Genomic DNA, 21,656 nt, shown 5'->3' on the forward strand with positions numbered 1-21,656 from the left:
TGATTTTTAATGGAAAATCCACGTGAATTGTTTCAAATCATGACGCGAAGCTTTGGTCTTGTGAATAAAACTTGCTGCAATATTGAAGGAAACGACATCTCTTTAGTACACAGCCACATTTTGTATGAAATAGATCGGCAGCATAAACCTTCAATGCAACAAGTCGCAGAGGCTTTAGGAACTGATATTACAACGTTTAGCCGACAAATCCAATCCTTAATCAAATTGAATTTAGTAAAAAAAACACCCGATTCTCAGGATAGAAGAATTTACTCGCTTACCCTTACCGTAGAAGGTAAGTTCATAGCTACTATGTTAGATCAACAAATAAACAGCTATCTAGATGAAGTGTTTTCATATATGACCGAGTTTGAAAAAGAAACGGTACTTAACTCCGTTAAAATTTTTAACGAAGCGATGGCTAAAATGATTAAATGCTCACACATCATTTGATTATCCCTTTATCCTGGATATCGATCTGTACTGAAACCTTAATATTTGCTTTGCTAAATGCCTGTCCCCATTTGTCTTGAACTTCTTTCCACGCGTCGTATTTATAAGCTCTTGCATACAATCCTAAACCAATTGGATCAATTTGGTGCTCTTGAAATGTACTAATTAGGTTTTTGAATTGTACTTCAAGCTGTTCTGCTATCATTTTTTCCATGACTTTTTCATTATTTTTTATGTCGAATAAAAACAAACGTTCTTTGAAATAAACCGGAATCTTTAGGTTGATATCGAATTGAAATCTGTCTTCAAGGTGATTCACTTTTACTTTTTTTGACGTTTTATTTAATGTAAAACTGATCTTATTTGAACTAAAGATGCTGTTATTCTTATCAACTTCCGGAATTGACATAGTGATAGAGAGTTCATTCTTTATTGGATGTTGTAACATTGGTAGCAATTTGTTGTTATCGATGTTAAGGGATGTGACATACTTTCCGTCCATATCTAGTAAAGACGTTCCTTTAATGATTATATCTTGATCCTTTGTTATTTCAGTGATGGCTGGAGTTAGCCCTTTCTCAAACATTTGCCGGTGTAGCTCTTGAAGTGTCGTCTTCATTGTGATGCTTCTTTGATTTGCTGTCTCTAGTTTCTTTATTAATTGCATGGCAAGACGAGGTTTATCTTTAGCGTGGTAATTAATGAGATCCGAGACAGGACCGTCAACTGCTACTACCTTAGCGTTCGCCGAAAACGTTGGATCACGGTACAAAGTGTCAAATAACTGAAACCAATTATCTTGTTGCAATATTTTTTTTCCAACCAAAACTATCTGTAATTTCCCGCTAGTGGTTAGTCCAATTGCCTTAGCATCAAATTTCCCCCTAGATTCGTATAAGGTTTGAGAATTCACCTCATAAACTTCTGTTTTTTCCTTTGCCTCTTCACTGAATATCGGCCCTGATAGATAAATGAGCAGATTATTATTTTCATCTAAATCGAAACCAAGAATCAGAGGTAACGTTAAATTCTCTAAAACTTGCCTACTTCCGTTGCATCCCTGAAGAACAATCACAATTATCAGCACAAGTGTCATCTTAAAACATCTTTTCATTTATGCATCCTCCTGTGCAAATGATCAAATATTGTCATATAAAACCAAAAACAGAGTGGAAACACAAGTGCTATTAAAATTCCAACCTGCTCTATATATTTCACAAATCGTTCACTGTCGTTGAAAGATAAATTCAAGAAGTACGTTACTAAAACAAATATTAAAAATACCATCAACAAAAGCGGTGTATAATTCTTCTTACCAAAAACCTGAACTATAGAAGTCACTGAAAAAAGCAAGTATGGAGCCCATACTTTTGAAACAACAATAATATAAAAGGTAAGCAGAATAATATCAAATCGCTCAATAAATTCAAATTCAATAACTTTTAATATGCTAAGTGTAGGCTCGTATAATTGGGTTATTTGATCTGGACTGAAATATACGAAACATACAATTGTCACGTATAAATAAACAAGCATAGTTAGTGAATTTGCAAAAACGATACCGATAGAAGCTCTTTGTTTGTTTTGCAGATATGGATATAAAAAAAAGGCGATTTCAAATCCAAAAAAGGATAAAACTGACGAACTGGCTGAAAGTAGCACCGGTTGGATTCCCTCCTTAAATAGAGGAAGCAAATGAATCCAGTGACTATCTCCTAAAGGCATCAAAAACACAATAAGTAACCATAAAGACATAAAAAACACAAGTTCTGCATACCTTCCAATGGTTTGTACACCACCTCGGATAATTAGATATGACGGAATTGCAAAAAGGATTAAAAGTACATATATTGGTGTAGGTTGCAATACCCATGACTTCACATGAAGAGCCATACGTTGCATTACAAAATATGCCAAACAAATCATATACATAACAATAACAAGGGTTATAACTTTCCCAATCCACTTCCCAAAGTAATGCTGTAATAAATCAATCAAGTTCTGATCTGGGTGTCTCTTCATCACTTGAATGATCACTAAACTCGCCACTAAGGATACGATCCATCCTATAATGATTCCCATCCATCCATCCGTTCCTGCTATCTCAGCTAATTGAAGCGGGAACTTTGTAATGCCTATGCCAACTTGTGCTCCGTGAATTAAGAAAATATACTGCATAAGAGTAATTTCTTGTTTTGCAGACTTCTTCATTTTTCTTCCTCCTGTGACCTGTTTGAACCCATTCTTTTCGATTGAACAGCTCTAGTACTTTTAGGTCGTATGGTCATTTTCCAAAGTGGCGCTCGAATAACTAGATCCTTCCAATCTGAGAACCTAATGGGCGCTAATGGAGCCCCGTATGGTGTACCAAGAGATTCCAGTGACAGGAGGTGTGCAACAATGATCATAAATCCGATGACGATTCCAACTATTCCAAACATCCAACCTATTATCATCATCGGGAAGCGGATTAAGCGAAGACTAGAAGCCAAATCATAGTTCGGAATGCTGAACGAAGCAATGGCAGTAGCCGCTACAACGATGACCATAATATTACTGACAATACCTGCCTCAACTACAGCTTGACCAATAACAATACCTCCAACAATGCCAACGGTTTGTCCTATAGGTGCAGGGAGGCGGATTCCTGATTCACGTAACAACTCTAATGTGACTTCCATCAATAATGCCTCTATTATTGGAGGAAATGAAACTCGTTCTCTCGATTCCCCAATTGAAATCAACAAATCCAGTGGAATGAGCTGAAAGTTAAAAGAAATAATCGAAATATATATAGCTGGCAAAAAAATAGCAATCAAAAATGCTAAAAATCTAAGTATTCTTAAAAATGAAGCCACCATCCAGCGTGTGCTATAGTCATCTACATTTTGTAGAAATGAAATAATCCCAACGGGTGCAATCAATACGCTAGGAGATCTCTCCATAATTACGCACATTCTTCCTTGCAATAATTGGGATGCGGCAGAGTCAGGTCGTTCCGTCATAATGAATTGTGGAAACGGTGAATATGGATTGTCCTCGATGAACTCTGCTAATTCCCCTGTATTGAGAATGCAATCCACATCTACCTGACGGATCCGATCTTCTAGCTCTTGTAGAACTTCTGGATGTGCAACATCAGCTAAATATAGAATAGAAACTTTGGTGTTAGATCTTTTTCCAATTGTGTACTCTTTAATTTTTAATTCGCGATTAGCAATAAAGCGACGAATCATGGATACATTTTGACTAGCGGTTTCGGTAAACCCTATATGAGCTCCTTTAAGAGAAGCCTCAAGTTGAGGATCTTCAATCCCACGTTGTGGCCATCCTTGTGTATCAAATACTTCTACATGTTTATAGCCATCGATAAATAAGACACTTTGTCCCTGTAAAATGGCATTCTCTACCCGCTTCCAATCATCGTAAACATTGACGCCACCGAGAGTAACTACAGAGTTATCATCAGACTCTTCACTTGTCTCATACATCAACGGACGAAGAATATCGTTATTTATCGAGACTTTGTCTGTTAACCCATCTAGATATACAAGGGCACTCTGGCTTTTAAACTGTTTGTATTGAAACGAACGAATAACCAAATCAGGTGTATCATTAAACAGATTATGTAAATGTTTTAGGTTTTCCGACAATGTACAACTCAACGTCAAATGGTTATGTATCTCTTTCGTTTCCATATTATATTTTTTTCTTCGATTATACCGACTGCGGCGAAATCTCATGTATGATCACCTCTACAGTAGTATTTAGTAAAATGTGTAGAATATTCATCTCAAGAGAATAAGCCGCCACTAAGCTGACAGAACTGATTCAACATGTTGAAGAGGATTTAAATCAAAAAAAGCAGCTTCGAACTAGCCAAAGCTGCTATTCTCGTATAGAGATAGCTGATCATTCAATCAAGACTGACCAGTCTGGATCTGTGTAACGTTTATTTACGACATCTCTAACCAGTGTAAGTTCCTCAGGAATCTGACTTAACCCTTCAATACGAAATTGATAAGGATTCGGCATGTTACGGTCTCCCATTTCAATCATTCCCTCTTTCCAGCTATCTGGTCGCGTGTTTATATAACTTGATGCTCCTCTAAAAAATGCTTCATATTTCTTGCCTGCTGCATCGTATGCGCTCCATTGATTATTCAAAGCTTCATTTTTTATTTCCCCATAAAATGAGATCGCTGTTTCATAACCCCCACCTTCGTTTTGCGAATCTTCTAATGATGCCCCTATCAATTCAAATGTATTGTTTTCAATTTTAAATGTTCTAGGTTCTGTCAGATCTGAAGGCCTAAATGAAAACTTGCTTCCGTCTAGTTCCGTGACATAATATCCATCCAGAATGAATCGATAAGGTTCGTTCTCAGGCAGAAATCTGAACGTATAACTCCAGTGCATTTTCCCGTTTTCAATCACACGAGAATCAGAAGTCATCAAGGTATATAGTGATTCACTTTTTCTCGCATTCACCGAATGAATCTCTTCCCCTTCTATCGATTCAAAATGAAAGCTGAGCATTTGATTCTCCCACAGATCACCTGGTGATCTTGCTAGCGCAGCCTCGTCCAGTTCAGTCTCCAGCTCAAAACGTACTCCCTGCACCATTCTAGTCAATCTTTTTAAGGTAACCGTCATCCCATTCGGCGTAGTATAACTGCCAGTGAGTTCTTCTGTCCTGGTCTGGCGATTTGCCTCTTTCATATCGATATCAAAGCTGAAGTTCCAGTCTCCTTGGGTAAGTTTATCACCGCTTCTACCTAAAGAATGAATATTTCCTTCGATTGTAATCTTATCCGTCTGCATCGGTTCATCGATAAATGCAACCATATAATAAAAATCATTCGTGAACCCCATATCATACATGGTATCGATTATATTTCCTTGATCGTCTTTAATTGAAATCGTGTTTGCATCATTAAGGAATAACTTATCGCGTACATGCTTGCCTTTACGATCGAATAGCTGCAACGCCATCGTTACTCTAGTTGGATCTGCCACAGCTTCGTTGATTACTAACGTATAACCTTTGTCTTTTACTTTGATCTGTGGATTATGCACGAGTCCTAATTCCTGTGCCTTCAATAGGCCGATATCCGTATGACTTTTAACGAATAAAGATCGGATCATCTCAGCAAATGTAGGAACCGTATAGAATGATATCGTACTCAACACGAGAAAGAGACTTAACACCGCCGCTACCCATCTCCATCTATTTTTCGGATAAGCTTTTGTTACATTCTGCTCAGGGAGTGAGTCAAGTGAATGTTCTACAGCCACCTGCACCAGATCAGGAACAACCAATTCTTGCGTTTTAGATTTCAACAAACGTTTCAGCTCACGGTCAACCGGCTCATGATAATTCATATTTACTCCCTCCTTCCCTTAAGACGAGCTCTGATAATTGCTGCCTTGCCCGGTATAAACGTGATTTTACCGTTCCTATAGAAACATCAAGCACCTTAGATATTTCTTTAATTGATAAATCTTCGATATAAAAAAGCGTGACTATGATTTGAAGTTGTTCATCCAGCCCATTTATGACCTCAAATAGCTCGATCTGTTCATAGTCACCGATATATGATGTTGTTCTCATATCATAAGGGGTCGGATAGTCCCTTTTCTTTTTCCTGATCATGTTATTACACTCGTTGATCAATATTCGGATAAGCCATGTCTTAAAGTAAGCCGGTTCTCTCAATGTATGTATATTCGAGAATGCTTTAGCGATCGCTTCCTGCATCGCATCCGCACAATCATCATCATTGTTCAAAATGGATCTGGCTATAACATAAAGACTCTGTTGACAAGCCCTGATTAAGAATACAAAAGCTTCTTTATCCCCTCGCTTTGCAAGCTTCGCTTTCTCATAGATTTCCACTTCATTTCCCCTTCCTGCCCGATCTCTTTATACATTAGATCACCAAAGGTCTGATAAGGTTCACAAAAAATATCAAAAATTTCAAAATACACATAAAAAATAGCCTGTAGAAGCAACAGGCTTATTCCATGGTATCGATTTGAGAAAAACTCTCAATAATGCAATCTGCTCCCGTCAAATCTTGATCTCTAGATTCAGGATTGCGAAAACCTATACAGAACATACCGGCTCTCTTGGCTCCTATTATTCCATTCGTAGAATCCTCAATGACAATGCAGTCGATAGGACTAACATTTAATTTTGATGCTGATACAAGGAATACATCAGGAGCAGGCTTAGACTTCTTAACTTCATAACCGCTTACTACACAATCGAAATACTGCGTCAATCCGAATCTATCTAGAACGAATTCAATTTTTGGTCTTGCCGCCGAGGAAGCGACTGCCAATCTTTTATTTGAGGTAGCCAACCTTAGAATAAATTGTTCTACACCTTCAACCAAATTCTCTTCACTAAGCGATTGTTTGAAGGCCGTTTGATATGTTTCCTGAAATGCCTGCGTCAAACTTGAAATAGTTCCAGGTAACACATTAGTTTCATTTATACACGACAATGCTTTAGCAGTTGTCATACCTATTAACCGTGTAAAATCAACATCTTTAACACCTAAGTCTTGTATAAAAGTCCTTAGCGATTCTTCATATAACTCTTGACTATTTATAATGACTCCATCTAAATCAAAAATTACTGCTTTGCCGATCCTTAACATATTCCACCACCAAATCATTGTTATCTTAGATATGAAAAATACTGCTATTCAAACATAATCTTTTCATATTTCTCTAAGTAATCGATTGGAATAGCTAGACCTACTGTGAGAGATTGATCTCCTTGTGATGTAGTTGTTGTGGCATACACAACTGCAATAACATTCCCCTTATGGTTAAGCACAGGGCTGCCGCTGTTTCCGTTATGAATTGGCGCTTGTATCATGAGCATGGGAAGCTGGCGACTCTCTGATGGGGTTAATCCTAACACGGTGCCTTCAGTGGCGATTCGGTAGAATGCCAGCGGATTCCCGATGACATGAATAGGATCGCCCTCTTGATATGCTATCTCTGTTTCCAATTGAAGTGTAGGCAGGTTGTTTGCATTGTCTCTAATTTTAAGTATCGAGATATCGATTTCGCTATCACTGACGATAACATCTGCCAGATATGTTTTTCCATTAAGAAATTGGATTATGCCAGCCTTGTCATCATCCATGACATGTTGATTCGTAATAATGAGTCCATTCGGAGTGATATTGAACCCTGTTCCTTTCCGATCACCGACACTAACGTTGACAACGGCTTGCTTATATTGCTGGATCTGTTCATCTTGTGATAATTGTGAATCCTTTTTCAAAAATCGTAGTGTTGGTAGATTGTAAATCTGTGGTATAAAAGCGATTAGATTTCCGAAGAGTAGAATGGCCAGCATCATAATAATTGTTTTTTTGATCCATGTTCTTTGGGGTGGGGGATTCGGTTCATCATCTTCATTGTCATCCTCCAGGTTCCAAAATTCTTCTTCCCATTCAACTGGGACATCGGGATCATTTACTTCATCGGTGGGCGTTTTGGGATCATCTAGCTCATCGTTATGGATGGGAAATACCTCCCTGCTAATGAGAAATAGAATAAAATTTTTGATTCTAGATGATTATACCAAACACTGGCAGCCCATGACTGACAATTCGAACAGTTACATGAAGCTGATAAATCAATAAATCGTGAAGTATCCCTTGGTTTTTTTCGTTCTGAAATGCACAAGATATATTTGGAGGTTGAGAAGAATGTATACTTTGCACGTTTGTATGTTGTTAATTAGTCTGTTAACAAGAGGTTGGGAACAAGAAACGAATCCTCCTCTGCAATCACAAATCGAGACAAAACAACCTGCATCTGAAACTCAATTCATCTCTAGAGTTAATGAAGAATCTATTCCTATCTTGATGTATCATTCGATTAGCATTAATCCATCTAATACGCTTGCTGTGCCTCCAAAGGTGTTTTATAAACAAATGGAACATCTAAAGAATTTCGGATATGATACGATCACGTTCAAGGATTTAATGAGTTGGAAGATGAGTCAACAGCTCCCAGATAAACCGATTTTGATTACTTTTGACGATGGCTATTTAGATAACTATACAACCGCTTACCCAATCTTAAAAAAACTTCAAATGAAAGCAACAATATTCGCTACCAGCGATTTTATTGGTTCACCCAATCACTTGACCTGGAGTCAAACAAATGAGATGGAACGCTCTGGTCTCATTGAATTTGGTGTGCATACCCGGCATCATGTAGATTTGACAAAAAGTAACCGGCTCCAACTCGAGGACGAAATTTCGGGCGCTAAACAAATGCTGGAGAAGAAATTGGGGCATCCCCTTATTTCTTTTGCATACCCTTCAGGTAAATTCAATCAGAATGTTATACAGGTTGTTAAGCGTGCTGGATTTGAATTTGCGGTAACAACAGAACCTGGTTACGCCGAGAAAAAACAAGGATATTTAACTCTCCATCGCGTTCGAATACCTGGAGATCAGTCATTAGCTGCCTTTATTCGAAAATTTCATTGATGTTGGATGTTAATCATTAATTTGTTGATACCTATAGGTTTGGTTAATATCAAGTGAAAAGGAGCAGATGCCTTAGGCACGCTGCTCCTTTTCATTTTATAAGAATTGCTATCGCTTCTAAGTTGACTCCTCTATGGTAACTTTTCTGTTGACGGTTGATCTTTATCGTGTTGATTCATTGCCTATTCTTATCATGGTATTTATAATTGAGAAATTACACCATGGATTAATGAACTCAAATCATTGAATCAACAACAACAATTATAAATATTGATCAAAACCAATTTAGAGGAGTAACTTCACAACATGATTAAACGACTCATTACGCTATTTTCAATTCCTTCTTATGCATTACTCTTTTTGTGTATGCTACTACAGGGAATGGGTATTTCACTCAGCGCCCCCTTCTTATCCATTTATTTCACAGAACAGCTTGGAGTATCTATTGGAATGTTCGGTCTTTATCTAGCCGTCACGTTAATTGCTGGGATATTTATCAGTACGCTAATTGGGAGACGCTCTGACCTCGGCTTAAATCGAAAAAGCGTCTATCTCTTTGCAACGCTATGTAATGTTCTAGCTTATAGCGGATACTTGCTCATTCATGAATTTTGGATTTTGTTCCTTTATATGATTGTATTCACCGCCCTCGGTGCACCAGGGATGCCTCAGTTGTTTGCTCTTTCTAGAGAAGCGGTGATAAAGAGCAAGTTTACGGACCCTGCGTTAGCTAATTCTACGTTACGTTCTGCTTTCTCTCTCGGCTTTATTTCAGGTCCTTTAATTGGTACTCTACTCATCGCCGCAGTTGGGTTTAAGGGGATTTTCTTGGGTACGATCGGAGCTTTTCTATTAGTTAGCCTACTTGTTCTCCTATTTCTCAAATCAAACACAGAAATGAATAGCAGTCATGCTAATGTAAAAATAAAAAATTTCCGACTGTCCCAGAACCGTCATATATTGCTTCCTTTTCTGATTATGATACTCATGTACACGACTCACTGGATGAGCAGTATAAATACTGCGCTCTTTATTACAACCAATCTAGGGGGAACCACAAGAGATGTAGGTCTAGTCAGCAGTATTTGTGCCGCATTGGAAATTCCTTTTATGCTTGCACTTGGTCTACTCAGTGCAAAGTACAGTAACCGAATCTTGATGCTGTGCGGGGCCGTTCTAGGAGGGGTTTATTATTTCGTTATCATTATTTCAGAGACGATGTGGCAGATGCTTGCAGCACAAGTATTACTGGCCATTTTTGTTGCCGTTATTTCTGCAATTGGTATTAGCTACATCCAGGATCTGCTTCCAAGCATGCCTGGGTATGCATCTACGCTATACTCTAATTCCTCCACAATCGGCAGACTGATAGGTAGTCTTGTTGGTGGTGGAGTAGCTAGCATTGTAGGTTACCGTTATTCATTTATCTTCTGTTTTATACTTATCATTATCGCAGTGATTATGCTTGCGGTGAGTGGACGTCAGCCTGTAGATGAACCACAGGTTTCAACATAATTTGCAATTTTTGTACTTTATATCATAATAAAACCTACTAATAGAGCTTCTAATTCTAATTTGCATCTAATAGTAGGTTTTAATCTTTCTGAATTGAACTAGTGTGGTGTTTATTTTTTGAATATCTCAATGATTCTAGGGAATTGATCCCGATTTTCTTTGCCCGCTTAATTGGTATTTGTCTGCGTTTGTATACTTCAAAACCTAATTTATTATAGAGTTTCATGGCTGGAATATTGGTATCGGCTACTTCTTCAATCAAAAAATTCTCATATGGTGTTTGCTCAAGGATATGACAAATCATTTGCGAAGCAATACCTTGCCCCCTGAATTCGGCAGCCGTTCCTACAAATTCAATGTACCCTATACCAGGTAAGGGATGAACAATGGGAGTTTCAAACTCTTTTTTTAAGAAAATACCGGCCATAGTACCTTTATAAAAGCCTAAATGTTTGCGTAGTTCCTTTTTATTCAGTTTAACCGAAAGTGAAGTTCCATCTGTACAAGCAACCATTCCGACCACTTGCCCCTTGTATAAAGCAACATAGAATTGCTCCAGAACGAATATATGAGCGAACGCCGCAGCAATCCTTTTGGGGTCCTTAGAGAAAAACTCTAGCCACTGTGTGAATCCCTCTGCAAATATTTCAGATATTCCTTTCCTCACATCAAATTCAGCTTGTTCGGCTTTAACCACGGTTATCATGACATGGTCACTTCCTTTCCTTCAATAGAAATGCGGTGAGTATATATGGTGAGGGCATGGTAAAGTTGCTCTTTAGTAATACTTTCATCTGAGCCAAACCTTGAATCGATGCATAAAAAAGAGCAGCCATTTCCTGTGCATCACCCGAGTGAAATTCCCCAAGTTGCTGACCTTTGCGAATGAGCTGTACCGTAGAATCAAGCAGTCTGGCATTTATCTGGAGGATCTCTTCATAATGTGTTGAGGCTATGGCAGCTCCAGCTAATAGCGATTGATTAATAAGGATCAAAAGATGGGCTAGTTCATCCCCATTAATCATGTCAGTGTAGACTTCGTCCACAAACTGAGTAATTAAATCTTTAGGGGATTGATCGGATTCAAAGAGAGAAATATTATGTTTCAACCCTTCAACTGCGTAGGCAACGATTTCGTTAATTAAGTGATCTTTTGTTTTGTAATGACGATACAGTAGTCCAATACTAATGCCAGCTGTATCCGCGATATCTTGAACGTTCGTGGAGCCGAATCCTTGATGAACAAATAACTGCATCGCAGCTGAGTGGATTTTTTCCCTCGTGGCATTGCGCATTTTTTCAAACTGTTCCTTGCTACGCGGCAACCAACTCACTCCTTTTTAATGAATGAATTTTTACTCATTATAAAACATTGAAAACGGGATATCAATATTCAACCTCAGTTAGCGATTCTGCCGGTTAGTTTAACAAAGGCAGCTGATCATAATGATCAGCTGCCTTCTTGTTGAGCTATCGTTTTGAAATCACCCTGACTCTCTTTCATATTCCTCAGATCTTTTTCGATTTAGAATCAATCAACTTAGAAGAGCGAGTAGTTTCGCATAAACAACTCTAAGCTTAGGCTCCGTTTGTTCTGACCTAACGGCTTTTTCAAGCTTTGTACGGCTTCCGAAAATCCGATATAGAACTTGCTCACGTTCATATATTTCTTTAGACAACAGCTCTTGAAGCAGCACTTCCGCTAGCTCGACCCGATCAATTACGAAGTTTTTCACAGGCCGGGCTTCCTCATTTCCTGCAAGCAGAATATCTACCAGTACTGGTATATGCTCCGTATCCACACCATGTGCATCAATAAAGACCTCAGCATAACCATCCTGTATCATTTGGTGCTCCGAATCTACCATCTCCATATATCGAGAGACAAGTGAGTAATATTCGCTGCTATATAGTCCCAGTCCGAGAACGGCATAGGTACCAGGCATAACCGACTTTTCGCTCGGCTCTGTGTCCTTGTACCACGCATAGTGTTCCATAGCGGTATTCGCATACGCTTCTAACTTTTGAAAAAGGGCCGGATAGGTTAGCGCTCCTGCAAAAAACTGATGCAGTCCTGATTTAGCCATTTTTTTAAGAGGAAGATAGTGCTTTTGTTTACTTTTTAGCTTCAGCTTATATTCCTTCGGAAATCCATTCTGCAACAATTCGATAATTTGATCTAACGCTTCCCCATAAGCTGCTTCCTCCTCGGCCAAAATCCGAACCTCAATGGTCTGAGTTACATCATTATTATGAATTTCAACATGGCTGCCTTTATATACGGGATCGAATTTCCCACTTCCTCGCTCGATATACTCCGCTGCCTGTTTTGAGCCAAGTTGGACCGCAAGCTTCAAATATTGCTCCCGGAGATCTGGCTTCGATTTACCTATTTGCAAAGCGGCATACACAAAAAAGGAAAGCCCATCCTCACTCAAATTCAAAAGAGGCGTATCTTCCTTGAGTGTCCAGTCCATCGAATAGCTGTCTGCACGTTTAAAATAGCGAGGAAGAAAAATGTCTTGAATCCAATGATCCATAGCTGAAGTATACTGGTCAATCCATTCGTTCAAGCGTTCCCTGTTACTTCTGAGCTTGTCCGATAAACGCTGAATCAGAGGATCAACAACTACTTCTTCCTGTTCCATAAGATCAGGGTTCATCAAGTGACGAGAAAAGAAAAACTGGTCATCCCCACTTGGCAATACCGGGAGATCAGCCATGATTTTGGATGTTATAAACTTTTGTAATGATTCCTGGAGTTCATTCAGTTTCTCTCCGTTTACGAGATGCTCGCAAATTTTTAAGTCTTCGTCCTCCATTTCAAAAGTAAGTACGAGCTGGAATCGGTAATCAAATAAATGAAGACCTAGTTTATCTGATAAAAAGAGTTCCTCTACTCGCTCGCGTAATTGTGGATAAAGCTCAGATCTAATGAGTTCATCCGTGAGCTCAGCGATATAAGGACCTGCTTCAATAGCATAAGAACTGTCCATCCAATCTAGTGGTTCTTCGACATCTATATGTATTTTTCCGTCACGCCAAGCTACTTGAAGAAAATCCTTAACTCCTGCCTGAAGCGAACGATGACCTATGAATCCATTTATTCTTTCACTCTCTTTCTTGTATATGGTCATCAATTCGCTCCATACATCATCTAAAAACCTCTGCACAGCTGCGTCCATTACCGCTCCTCCTGTTTGGCTAAATATGTGTTCCGAACAGAACCCCTATTTGTTCCCAGGGAATAACCATCTTCCCACGTCAGGTGCTACAGACATAACATCTGTCCTCTGCTCTCTCTTTACGAAAATCACTTAACGTTTATAGTCAGGCTGTTCTAGCATCATAGGATTCGGATTACTGAGTACCCAATGCACAGCTAGTTCGCACAGTCTTGCTGGTTCATCACTGCCATTTCCGTTCTGAAGTTCTTTCGCTAATGTTGCTGCCTCCTGAAGTTCATCAGGATTTAATGGCGTACCCAAGTTAAAGTAATGTATCAAGCTTTTGAGCATTTTACGATATTGAGTATCCCAGTTGATACCGCCATTATCTAAAATTTCATATGACACTTTGCTAGTAATACGGATAACTTCACCCTGTACGGTTTTCGCATGACCTTTTGAAGGAATTAGTAAATCCCAGAGTTCATTATGTTGCGCCTGCCATCCCTTTGTTGATACCGCTATTGAAGAGGCGCCGTCGTGCGTCTTACGCTTCTCTACCGGGGGAACATCAAATAACTCATATAAACGTAGAAGTGCCTCATCCGTTTGTTTCAAATATTCTTTATTAAACCCCTCTCTGTGAAATTCAAAGTCGTTTCCGATTCGCTTAATAGATTCTTTCATTTCCGTCGTTATAGTGGATCCAGCGTTAAGCAAAATATCAGCAACTTCCACCATATTAACAATATCTGCGTTTCTGCACACGGCCAAAGCTTTTTCTAATGGAGTTTGATTCATGTTATTTTTTGCGCTGATATTTGCGTCTTTAGTAACCAGGCTGTGAACCGCTTTTGGCTTAAATGAACCTGCAGCGGCAAATAAAGGTGTCTCATTTTGATAATCAGTAGCTTCTAGATCTGCGCCCAAATCAAGCAGCAATTCAGTATTACCACACCAACTAATTGCATGATTGTGCAATGGCGTTCTTCCATAATTGTCTCCAGCATTTATATCGGCACCCTGTTCCACAAGCCAGCGAACTAAATCATTCGGTATTTCAAAGAAACTCAAGGTTGTTGATTTACTATAACCGCCACGTGCATCCAATTCGCATCGAGTGAATACCTCTTTTTGAACAGATAGATCGCCTGCATGAATTAGTTCATCAAAATTTTTTGGTAAGGTTTTTTTCTTCTTGCCCATATGTAAGTTCTCTCCTTAAGGGGAAGCTCCCCAAACTGTTTTTCATAATGAAGTCACTACCTAGGATTGCCGCTTTTTACACGACTCCATCAAAATTTGCCCTATTAATTAACTTCAGCCATTTCGTACTGACTTCCCATCACTTCAGCAAGAGTAAGACGTACCCACTGATTAACTTCATCGTATCCAGTTACTTCGGCGATCACTCGATAACGTGGATACATCCATTCAACCGGGGGTTTTAGATTTCAAATCGGATGTATCCGTTATACCTACCGCCTGAGGTTCAAGTAAGTTAATTAAGGTACCTTGTGGAAAAAAACCTTCTATATAACCTTCCACTCGAGTCCCGACAGGGAACAGACTTTGGGTCCGATTCCAATCTTCCACACCGAGTTGTAGTTGCTCGTGCCAGAGCTCCTCGAATTCCGTCTGACTAATCTCTTTATAGTAGGGTTCCTTAGCATCTAGTGGATGTTCTGCCAGCATGAAATGATAGAGAGGATGCTTTCGATTTGATGTGATACAGATACCGTCATCATGATAAACCATCTGTCTGTATACAACCCCACCGTTATCAATTTCAAAATACCAAGTCCCCATTCCCGGCTCCTGAATATCTTTTAAATATTTCAAAACAATCACTCCAATCTGCTGCACTTCCTGCTCCGTTCTATCAGAATCACCGACATGAATTTGGAAGTTCTCTCGTATGTTAATCACTACTAATATTATCCTATGTATACATAAATCCTCAATGTTTTGCTGTTATGAATTCATGTCAGCAAGGCTCTGTAGCCAATAGTAATATTATAAGGAGAATCATATGTTGATGTACTTTTACCTTCACTAATCCGGAAAACATCGATATCTTCTATATTTTAAAAAGCAAAATAAGCTTGAACCAAGCAAGGCTCAAGCTTTGGAAATGTTATTTAAGTCTTCACCAACCTTTTAATTAGCAATTGTTCATCATCTTTAACATAATTACATTGTTCATATGTCATTATTGCAGCGTTATTTCCTCGACCAGTCAGAACCTTCGTACTTCTAACCCCACGAGTTCTAAGAGCTTCTTCCAGACAAGTAATTATTGCTATTGCAATTCCCTTTCTTCGAAAGGCTTCTTCTACATATAGTTCGGTAATTTCTCCGTGTGGTTCTTCATAACAAAATGAATAATAAATTTGAGCACATCCAAAACCAACAATTCTACCACTAATCTCTGCCACGGCAATCAATTCGTTAAGATTTATTTTCATGTGCTCAGCTATCTTATCTGGAGGTCTTTTTTCACCACCATTAAACTCTTGATTTAGCCTCGAAAGTTCTTCTGCATCCGTTAGATAAGCCAATCTTACATAGACATCTGTATCTATATTTATCACCTCCACATAAACATTCCGTTAGTCTAATCCCTTTTGAATAATGGGAAATTGATAAGAGTTACTTGATTAATATAGATTTGATAGTTTCGAGTGCCCTTATCATCAACTGACTATCTATAAATCGTTGCTGAGTAGATTTGGCCATCCTCTTCATCATAATGAAATGACAGGTTGCCTGAGCCAAAGTTGTAGATCATGTCATACACACCTTCAGCCTCATTGAAATATTCATTATTCGGTTTGCCTAGCCACAGCTTTATTGTTGACGGGTACAAATTTCGCTTTTCGGCAAAAAGATTGAATACCATAACTTTTGAAGTGGAATCCAGCTCATGGAGATAGGAGTCAAAGCCTATAGCATAGTTTTGATATACATAGAATGCACCCCATTCACCATTTTCTCGCAGTTTAGCTTTTTTAAGAGTGCTTTGGAGCGATTTATGAGTCATGCCGAGCTTGATACCAGGCTGTTCGGGAAGAATCCCTTTCTTTGCAGCAGTCTTCAAGCTTTCAAGGTAAGCATGGTCACCCATACCCGAGTTGGGCCATGATGGATGATTGTAATCCATGTATCTTGTGTCTGCCAAACGGAGTTCACGCTTACTCACATTAAGTTTGAACGTATTTACCGCATACTTGGCAACAGCATTATTGTAAAACTTGAACTGCAACCGCGCATCTGACAGCATGCGAACACCGTCCCCCCGCCCTGCTGGATAATAATCATCTATTTTCTTGCCATTAGGATTAACGAACTTCACGGGCATCAGCGACCCTGAACGAATAATGAAGGGAGTAGCCAGATTGAAATTGGATGTTCCCCATTCTGTAATCATCAGAATATCTGGTGTCCCCTTTTCTTTACTTTGAACCGAATAATGCCAGTTTTGAGGTAATGTAATCGTGTGCAGTCCCAGATTCACAGATTGAAGCGTTCCGTATGAAGCTCCTTTTTTAACAAGTGCGGCTTTATATGTACCTATGTAATTCTTATCTCCCGGTTTATTTCCGGTCCAATAATCCATTTCAGTCAAGGTTGATGACTTTTCATCTTGAGCGAAAATATAGACCGTATAGGAGTTCTGATAAGCATCCCGCAAAGTAAATGACAATCGACTTATCTTTTTTAATTTTTCAACAGGCATGCTATTCTGCTTCGCCTGTGCTGAATCTACTGACACAAACATGCAAACTCCTGCCAAAAAAATTACTAGCAGAAAGGTGTATAGCCTAGTTTTCTTTCGAGAATACTGAATCATCTTTTTGATTTCCCCCTGTTGTTATAATATGTATTTTTGTATTATTTAAATGTATCATCTTCCAAGGGTATTTCCTACCATCCATTTAGCTGTTCGGGAAATACTTCCACATTCTTAATATATATCGACCGAGTTACTCGACTCAAAATCCACCTAAAAAAAGAAAAGCAGCCAGTCAATTGAGCAGCTGCTTCTTGTAATCATTCAATTGTCGTTCTCCGTTAGTTTAATGATGGCTTGCTATCGTTACTTGATCTTTCGCATTGCACCAAGAACAATGTTATATCCGTCAGGATCAAGAATATGGGCATTCTTAAATTCCCAATCGCCGTGTTCTCCCATAAACGGTTCGATTCCGATATTGCCACCGTTCGCACGCACTTCTTCGACAAATTGGTCTAGTTCCTCCCAACCGATATGCAGAAAAGTATCCCAGCCGTAGTCAGGACCTACCCATTCAGTAGGATAATTTGGGCGCTTTGCAGAAGCCACATTTGGTTTTACATCCTCGCTTGAAACAGCTTGCTGAAGTATGAAGCACACATCATCACGTTCCGCATGACCCCAATCATCCACAGAACATCCGAGACAATCGCGGTAATAGGACTGCGATTTCTGCAGGTCGGAAACTAGACGCACTTGAATCGGCTTTCCCAGTGTTATTCTGGACTTTTCATTGATTCCTTGTTCTCTCACAAATATACCTCCATTTTTGGTGTCATTCTGTAAAATCATTCGGCACAATCCCGAAGTATCCTTCACAAAAAAAGAAAAACATTTACGATTTCACTATCTGCCAATTAGTTTATTAGAAGGCGTTGACATCATGTTTGCATGAAATCATATCAGAAATGATAAAAAGCTAAAAAGTCTCATAAAATGCGACTTTTTAGCTTTTTATATTTGCAGCCTATTATTTATTTGTAATTGCAATATAGTGTCTCGTTAATCACGATCTTCCTTTTCATCCTACGCAGATGGTCTAGATTCTGCCTTTATTACTGATCTAGATATTTGTTCCGTAGGCGAGAGCTGCATCGATTTCGTTGTAAACCTTGCAATGATTAACCCAACTGCCGTAAGCCCTTCTGCTAACGGGAATGCTAGCCAGATAGAATCACTTCCGAAAAAGGTAGGTAAGATCCATAGCAGGGGCAAGAAAAGAATAAGGCTTCTCATCAAAATAATAGCTGAGGATAACTTAATTTTTTCAATCGCTTGGAAACATTCAGCATATACCAGATTAAACCCGAGAAATATATATCCGATAAAGAAGAGAGTTATTCCTTGCTTGGTATAGATCATAACTTGTTCCGATGTTACCCCAAACAACGCAATGATCGTCTCTCCCTCGAACCAGCCTATGAGCAATATTCCGATTCCGAGTAATATACCTGTAACAAGTCCAAGCCTTACGAATTGCTGAAGTCTACCATACAGTTTAGCCCCATGATGGAAACTTACGAGCGGCTGAAGAGCAGCTCCTACTCCGATAAACAGCATAATAAATACACTGTGTACATAGTTGATTACCGCGTATGAAGTTACACCAATCTCTCCCACGAAGTGCATGAAGGTAATATTATAGGCAATGACGGTTACCGCAATAGAAGCTTCTACAATAAAGCTAGGTAAACCAATTTGCAGAATCTCCAAAATGGTCGAAACTTTGAATCGTAATGCTGTAAATTTAAGAATGCTTTTCTTTCGAACAAAATGAGACAGAAGCACAACAAAACCAATCACGGTAGACAGAATTGTACCATAAGCTGCGCCACTTACTCCCATATCCCATATAAAAATAAAAATGTAATTAAAAACAATATTTAAAATGGCCGTAATCCCAAGACCAAGCATCGCAAGTTTCGGATTGCCATCGTTACGTATGAAGATACTCAATATATTCTCCACCACATAAATAATACCAAACGTTAGAATGACAGAGAGATAATCTCTTACGTAAGGGAAAATCTCATCACTTGCGCCAAAAAGATAAGCAATTTCCCGTTGCTTCCATAATCCAATGATGATGAGTGAACCAACAATAAATATAGCCAGAAAGAAGGATTGTGTAAAAATAGACCTTGCTTTCTCCGGTTTGTTCTCACCTAACGCTATAGAATACAGTGTCGCGCCGCCCATGCCAATCCACAGCGAGATCGACAGCAGTATCGAGAAAATCGGCACGGCAATGTTGATTCCTGCAAGGGCTTCTGGTCCGATCCCGTTGCTAACAAAAATTCCATCCACGAGTATATTAATCGCCATAAGCATCATACCCAGTATTGAAGGAACTAAATAAGAAAAGTATAGTTTCTTCGTGTCTTTCGTTCTAAGATCAATGGATGTTTGATCTAAATGATTTATGCTAGTCATTGTTGTCACCTATTACCTATATAAATTTCTTTACCATTACTTTTTCTCCATTTTCATCTCTTTCTCCGTTAAAGAAAAATCCCGCTTTTTCGTACATTCTAATTGCAACGACATTGTCTTCGTACACACTTAGGTACACTTCTTCGCAGTTAAATTCTCTTCTGAGTCTTTCTAATAAGGCTACCAAGGCGAGGGATCCGAGCCCCTGACCTTGGAAAGAGGCATCTATTAATAGACGGTCCATCCAGACTCTCCCGTTATCGCCTTCTTCCGGAAAGAATCCGTACATCGCAAACCCTACTACTGATTCATCTACATACAGTCCTACAGGTTTGAACATTTTGCATCGTTTAGCTTCTTCTAAACATGCCTCCACGGTTTCGATATATCCAGACTGTGTCTCTTTAACTTGAATCTGTAGAACCTCTTCCTTATTGTCTCCCGTTACCTCACGCAACGAAATGCTCATGCTGTCGTCAATCCCTTCCGTTCCTTTTTCCGTCACGTTATACGTGGTATAGTTACATGGTAAAGTATCCGGTAACCATATAGTCAAGGAGAAGTATAACGATGAACGATGATATTACAAGGAAGTATTTTACAACAGGTGAATTCGCTAAGCTGTGTAATGTGAAAAAACAAACCCTTTTTCATTATGATGATATCGGCCTATTATCCCCTGAGATTAAATTGGAGAATGGGTATCGCTATTATTCCTACCATCAGTTCGACCTCTTTCATGTCATTGAGTTATTGAAAGAAGTGGACATGCCTCTAAAAGAAATCAAGCGGTTTTTCGAGAACAAGACGCCTTTGCAGCTGATCGATCTATTGAAAAGCAAATATCTAGAAATGGATAAGAAGATTCATGACTTGCGTCAACTTCAAAAAATTATTGAAACCAAGATTAACATTACGGAATCGGCACTAAATGTAGATATTTTGGAGATTACACGGATTCATCAAGAAGAAGAACTCTTATTTCTTAGTGAATCGATACTGGACTGCTCAGACCGAGATTTTTTGAAATCTGTTGCCGAATTTATTGATTATCTGTACAAGAATGAATTAGATATGGGCTATCCTATAGGTGCGATGGTAAGCAGAGATAACATTTTAAAAGGAGACTATGGGAACTATACGTATCTGTACAATAAAACAGCCAAACACTTACAAGGTGCTACTTATCATATCAAACCTAAAGGTACCTATATTGTGGCTTATCATAAGGGTTCAGATGAGTACATTGCACAGACTTATCAGAAGATGCTGGATTATATACATGAGCATGATATTCATATTGGAGGATACTCTTACGAGGAGTACATTTTGGATGAAATTTCGGTTAGCGGAAGTGAGAATTATGTCACCCGGATTATGATTAAAGCTCTGGACAATGAATAAGGCAATCAAATCAAAAGAAGTCGCGGTATCCGCGACTTCTTTTGATTGTATATTTAATCTATTTGTTGATAGGTTGACCTACAAAAGCTTGGACTTGTAACGGTGCTGTCAAATATTTCGGGGCTGTTGCAACGAATGCTTGAAAATGATTGCTTGTATTGTGCGCTGCCACAGCTTCTTGGTCTCTCCACTGTTCAACCATCAGATATGTGTTATCCTGCTCAATATCTTTCATCAGCTTGTAGGACACATTTCCTGCTTCTGTGCGGGATGACTCAATAAGTTCTTGTATAGTAACGAGAAACTCTGCCTCTAATTCTGGGTTCACTTTCATTTCTGCATGAATAATAATCATTTCCA

At 38.9% G+C, this 21,656-nt stretch carries 22 protein-coding genes; 4 read left to right on the forward strand and 18 right to left on the reverse strand.

Going from position 1 to position 21,656, the window contains the following annotated elements:
- Positions 1 to 9: 9 nt before the first annotated feature.
- Positions 10 to 453, forward strand: coding sequence for a MarR family winged helix-turn-helix transcriptional regulator (locus tag AC3WJJ_RS02215; protein ID WP_492537614.1), 444 nt, complete (start codon positions 10 to 12; stop codon positions 451 to 453).
- Here the strand turns inward: AC3WJJ_RS02215 and AC3WJJ_RS02220 are convergent.
- From AC3WJJ_RS02220 to AC3WJJ_RS02250, 7 genes are all read right to left on the reverse strand, one after another.
- Positions 446 to 1,567, reverse strand: coding sequence for a Ger(x)C family spore germination protein (locus AC3WJJ_RS02220; protein WP_492537616.1), 1,122 nt, complete (start codon positions 1,565 to 1,567; stop codon positions 446 to 448). The genes AC3WJJ_RS02215 and AC3WJJ_RS02220 overlap by 8 nt on opposite strands.
- Positions 1,564 to 2,664: a GerAB/ArcD/ProY family transporter gene (locus AC3WJJ_RS02225; RefSeq protein WP_492537618.1), complete on the reverse strand. Its 1,101-nt coding sequence runs from the start codon at positions 2,662 to 2,664 to the stop codon at positions 1,564 to 1,566. Before AC3WJJ_RS02225 ends, AC3WJJ_RS02220 begins: the two co-directional genes overlap by 4 nt.
- A complete protein-coding gene (locus tag AC3WJJ_RS02230) occupies positions 2,661 to 4,196 on the reverse strand; it encodes a spore germination protein (protein ID WP_492537620.1) in 1,536 nt (511 codons plus the stop codon). The genes AC3WJJ_RS02225 and AC3WJJ_RS02230 overlap by 4 nt, the downstream gene beginning before the upstream one ends.
- A 169-nt stretch (positions 4,197 to 4,365) precedes the next feature.
- Complete coding sequence (locus tag AC3WJJ_RS02235; protein WP_492537622.1) at positions 4,366 to 5,838, reverse strand: DUF4179 domain-containing protein; 1,473 nt, start codon at positions 5,836 to 5,838, stop codon at positions 4,366 to 4,368.
- On the reverse strand, positions 5,825 to 6,352 hold the full coding sequence (locus AC3WJJ_RS02240; protein WP_422661221.1) for an RNA polymerase sigma factor: 528 nt from the start codon (positions 6,350 to 6,352) through the stop codon (positions 5,825 to 5,827). Before AC3WJJ_RS02240 ends, AC3WJJ_RS02235 begins: the two co-directional genes overlap by 14 nt.
- Before the next feature lie 121 nt (positions 6,353 to 6,473).
- Positions 6,474 to 7,139, reverse strand: coding sequence for an HAD family hydrolase (locus tag AC3WJJ_RS02245; protein ID WP_492537624.1), 666 nt, complete (start codon positions 7,137 to 7,139; stop codon positions 6,474 to 6,476).
- A gap of 26 nt (positions 7,140 to 7,165) precedes the next feature.
- On the reverse strand, positions 7,166 to 7,837 hold the full coding sequence (locus tag AC3WJJ_RS02250) for a S1C family serine protease (protein ID WP_492537626.1): 672 nt from the start codon (positions 7,835 to 7,837) through the stop codon (positions 7,166 to 7,168).
- Between the two features lie 373 nt (positions 7,838 to 8,210).
- On the opposite strand from AC3WJJ_RS02250, the gene AC3WJJ_RS02255 reads away from it, so the two are divergent.
- Positions 8,211 to 8,981, forward strand: coding sequence for a polysaccharide deacetylase family protein (locus AC3WJJ_RS02255; protein WP_492537627.1), 771 nt, complete (start codon positions 8,211 to 8,213; stop codon positions 8,979 to 8,981).
- A 306-nt stretch (positions 8,982 to 9,287) separates the two neighbouring features.
- Positions 9,288 to 10,496, forward strand: a complete 1,209-nt coding sequence (locus tag AC3WJJ_RS02260; protein WP_492537628.1) for a sugar efflux transporter — start codon at positions 9,288 to 9,290, stop codon at positions 10,494 to 10,496.
- A 79-nt stretch (positions 10,497 to 10,575) separates the two neighbouring features.
- Here the strand turns inward: AC3WJJ_RS02260 and AC3WJJ_RS02265 are convergent, their stop codons facing one another.
- From AC3WJJ_RS02265 to AC3WJJ_RS02310, 10 genes are all read right to left on the reverse strand, one after another.
- Complete coding sequence (locus AC3WJJ_RS02265; protein ID WP_492537630.1) at positions 10,576 to 11,202, reverse strand: GNAT family N-acetyltransferase; 627 nt, start codon at positions 11,200 to 11,202, stop codon at positions 10,576 to 10,578.
- A gap of 7 nt (positions 11,203 to 11,209) precedes the next feature.
- Entirely contained in the window at positions 11,210 to 11,821 is a 612-nt protein-coding gene (locus AC3WJJ_RS02270; RefSeq protein WP_492537632.1) for a TetR/AcrR family transcriptional regulator, read from the reverse strand.
- A 210-nt stretch (positions 11,822 to 12,031) separates the two neighbouring features.
- A complete protein-coding gene (locus AC3WJJ_RS02275; RefSeq protein ID WP_492537633.1) occupies positions 12,032 to 13,681 on the reverse strand; it encodes a DUF6138 family protein in 1,650 nt (549 codons plus the stop codon).
- A gap of 132 nt (positions 13,682 to 13,813) precedes the next feature.
- Positions 13,814 to 14,869 (reverse strand): ankyrin repeat domain-containing protein, encoded by a 1,056-nt coding sequence (locus AC3WJJ_RS02280; RefSeq protein WP_492537634.1) that lies wholly within the window; start codon positions 14,867 to 14,869, stop codon positions 13,814 to 13,816.
- 228 nt (positions 14,870 to 15,097) lie between these two features.
- The gene (locus tag AC3WJJ_RS02285) at positions 15,098 to 15,592 is read right to left on the reverse strand and encodes a hypothetical protein (protein WP_492537636.1); all 495 of its coding nucleotides are present in this window, start codon (positions 15,590 to 15,592) and stop codon (positions 15,098 to 15,100) included.
- A gap of 212 nt (positions 15,593 to 15,804) precedes the next feature.
- Complete coding sequence (locus AC3WJJ_RS02290; protein WP_492537638.1) at positions 15,805 to 16,263, reverse strand: GNAT family N-acetyltransferase; 459 nt, start codon at positions 16,261 to 16,263, stop codon at positions 15,805 to 15,807.
- A gap of 104 nt (positions 16,264 to 16,367) precedes the next feature.
- Complete coding sequence (locus tag AC3WJJ_RS02295; protein WP_492537640.1) at positions 16,368 to 17,438, reverse strand: hypothetical protein; 1,071 nt, start codon at positions 17,436 to 17,438, stop codon at positions 16,368 to 16,370.
- Between the two features lie 324 nt (positions 17,439 to 17,762).
- Positions 17,763 to 18,212: a VOC family protein gene (locus AC3WJJ_RS02300; protein WP_492537642.1), complete on the reverse strand. Its 450-nt coding sequence runs from the start codon at positions 18,210 to 18,212 to the stop codon at positions 17,763 to 17,765.
- A gap of 273 nt (positions 18,213 to 18,485) precedes the next feature.
- Positions 18,486 to 19,892 carry an MATE family efflux transporter gene (locus AC3WJJ_RS02305; RefSeq protein ID WP_492537644.1) on the reverse strand — a complete coding sequence of 469 codons (1,407 nt, stop codon included), beginning with the start codon at positions 19,890 to 19,892 and terminating at the stop codon, positions 18,486 to 18,488.
- A 16-nt stretch (positions 19,893 to 19,908) separates the two neighbouring features.
- Entirely contained in the window at positions 19,909 to 20,361 is a 453-nt protein-coding gene (locus tag AC3WJJ_RS02310) for a GNAT family N-acetyltransferase (protein WP_492537646.1), read from the reverse strand.
- 101 nt (positions 20,362 to 20,462) lie between these two features.
- Between AC3WJJ_RS02310 and AC3WJJ_RS02315 the strand changes: the two genes are divergently transcribed.
- Positions 20,463 to 21,296, forward strand: a complete 834-nt coding sequence (locus AC3WJJ_RS02315) for a MerR family transcriptional regulator (RefSeq protein ID WP_492537648.1) — start codon at positions 20,463 to 20,465, stop codon at positions 21,294 to 21,296.
- A 58-nt stretch (positions 21,297 to 21,354) separates the two neighbouring features.
- Here AC3WJJ_RS02315 and AC3WJJ_RS02320 read toward each other — a convergent pair whose 3' ends face one another.
- Positions 21,355 to 21,651 carry a putative quinol monooxygenase gene (locus AC3WJJ_RS02320; protein WP_492539552.1) on the reverse strand — a complete coding sequence of 99 codons (297 nt, stop codon included), beginning with the start codon at positions 21,649 to 21,651 and terminating at the stop codon, positions 21,355 to 21,357.
- Between the last annotated feature and the right edge of the window lie 5 nt (positions 21,652 to 21,656).

Source organism: Paenibacillus sp. FW507-14B1B, assembly GCF_058781425.1.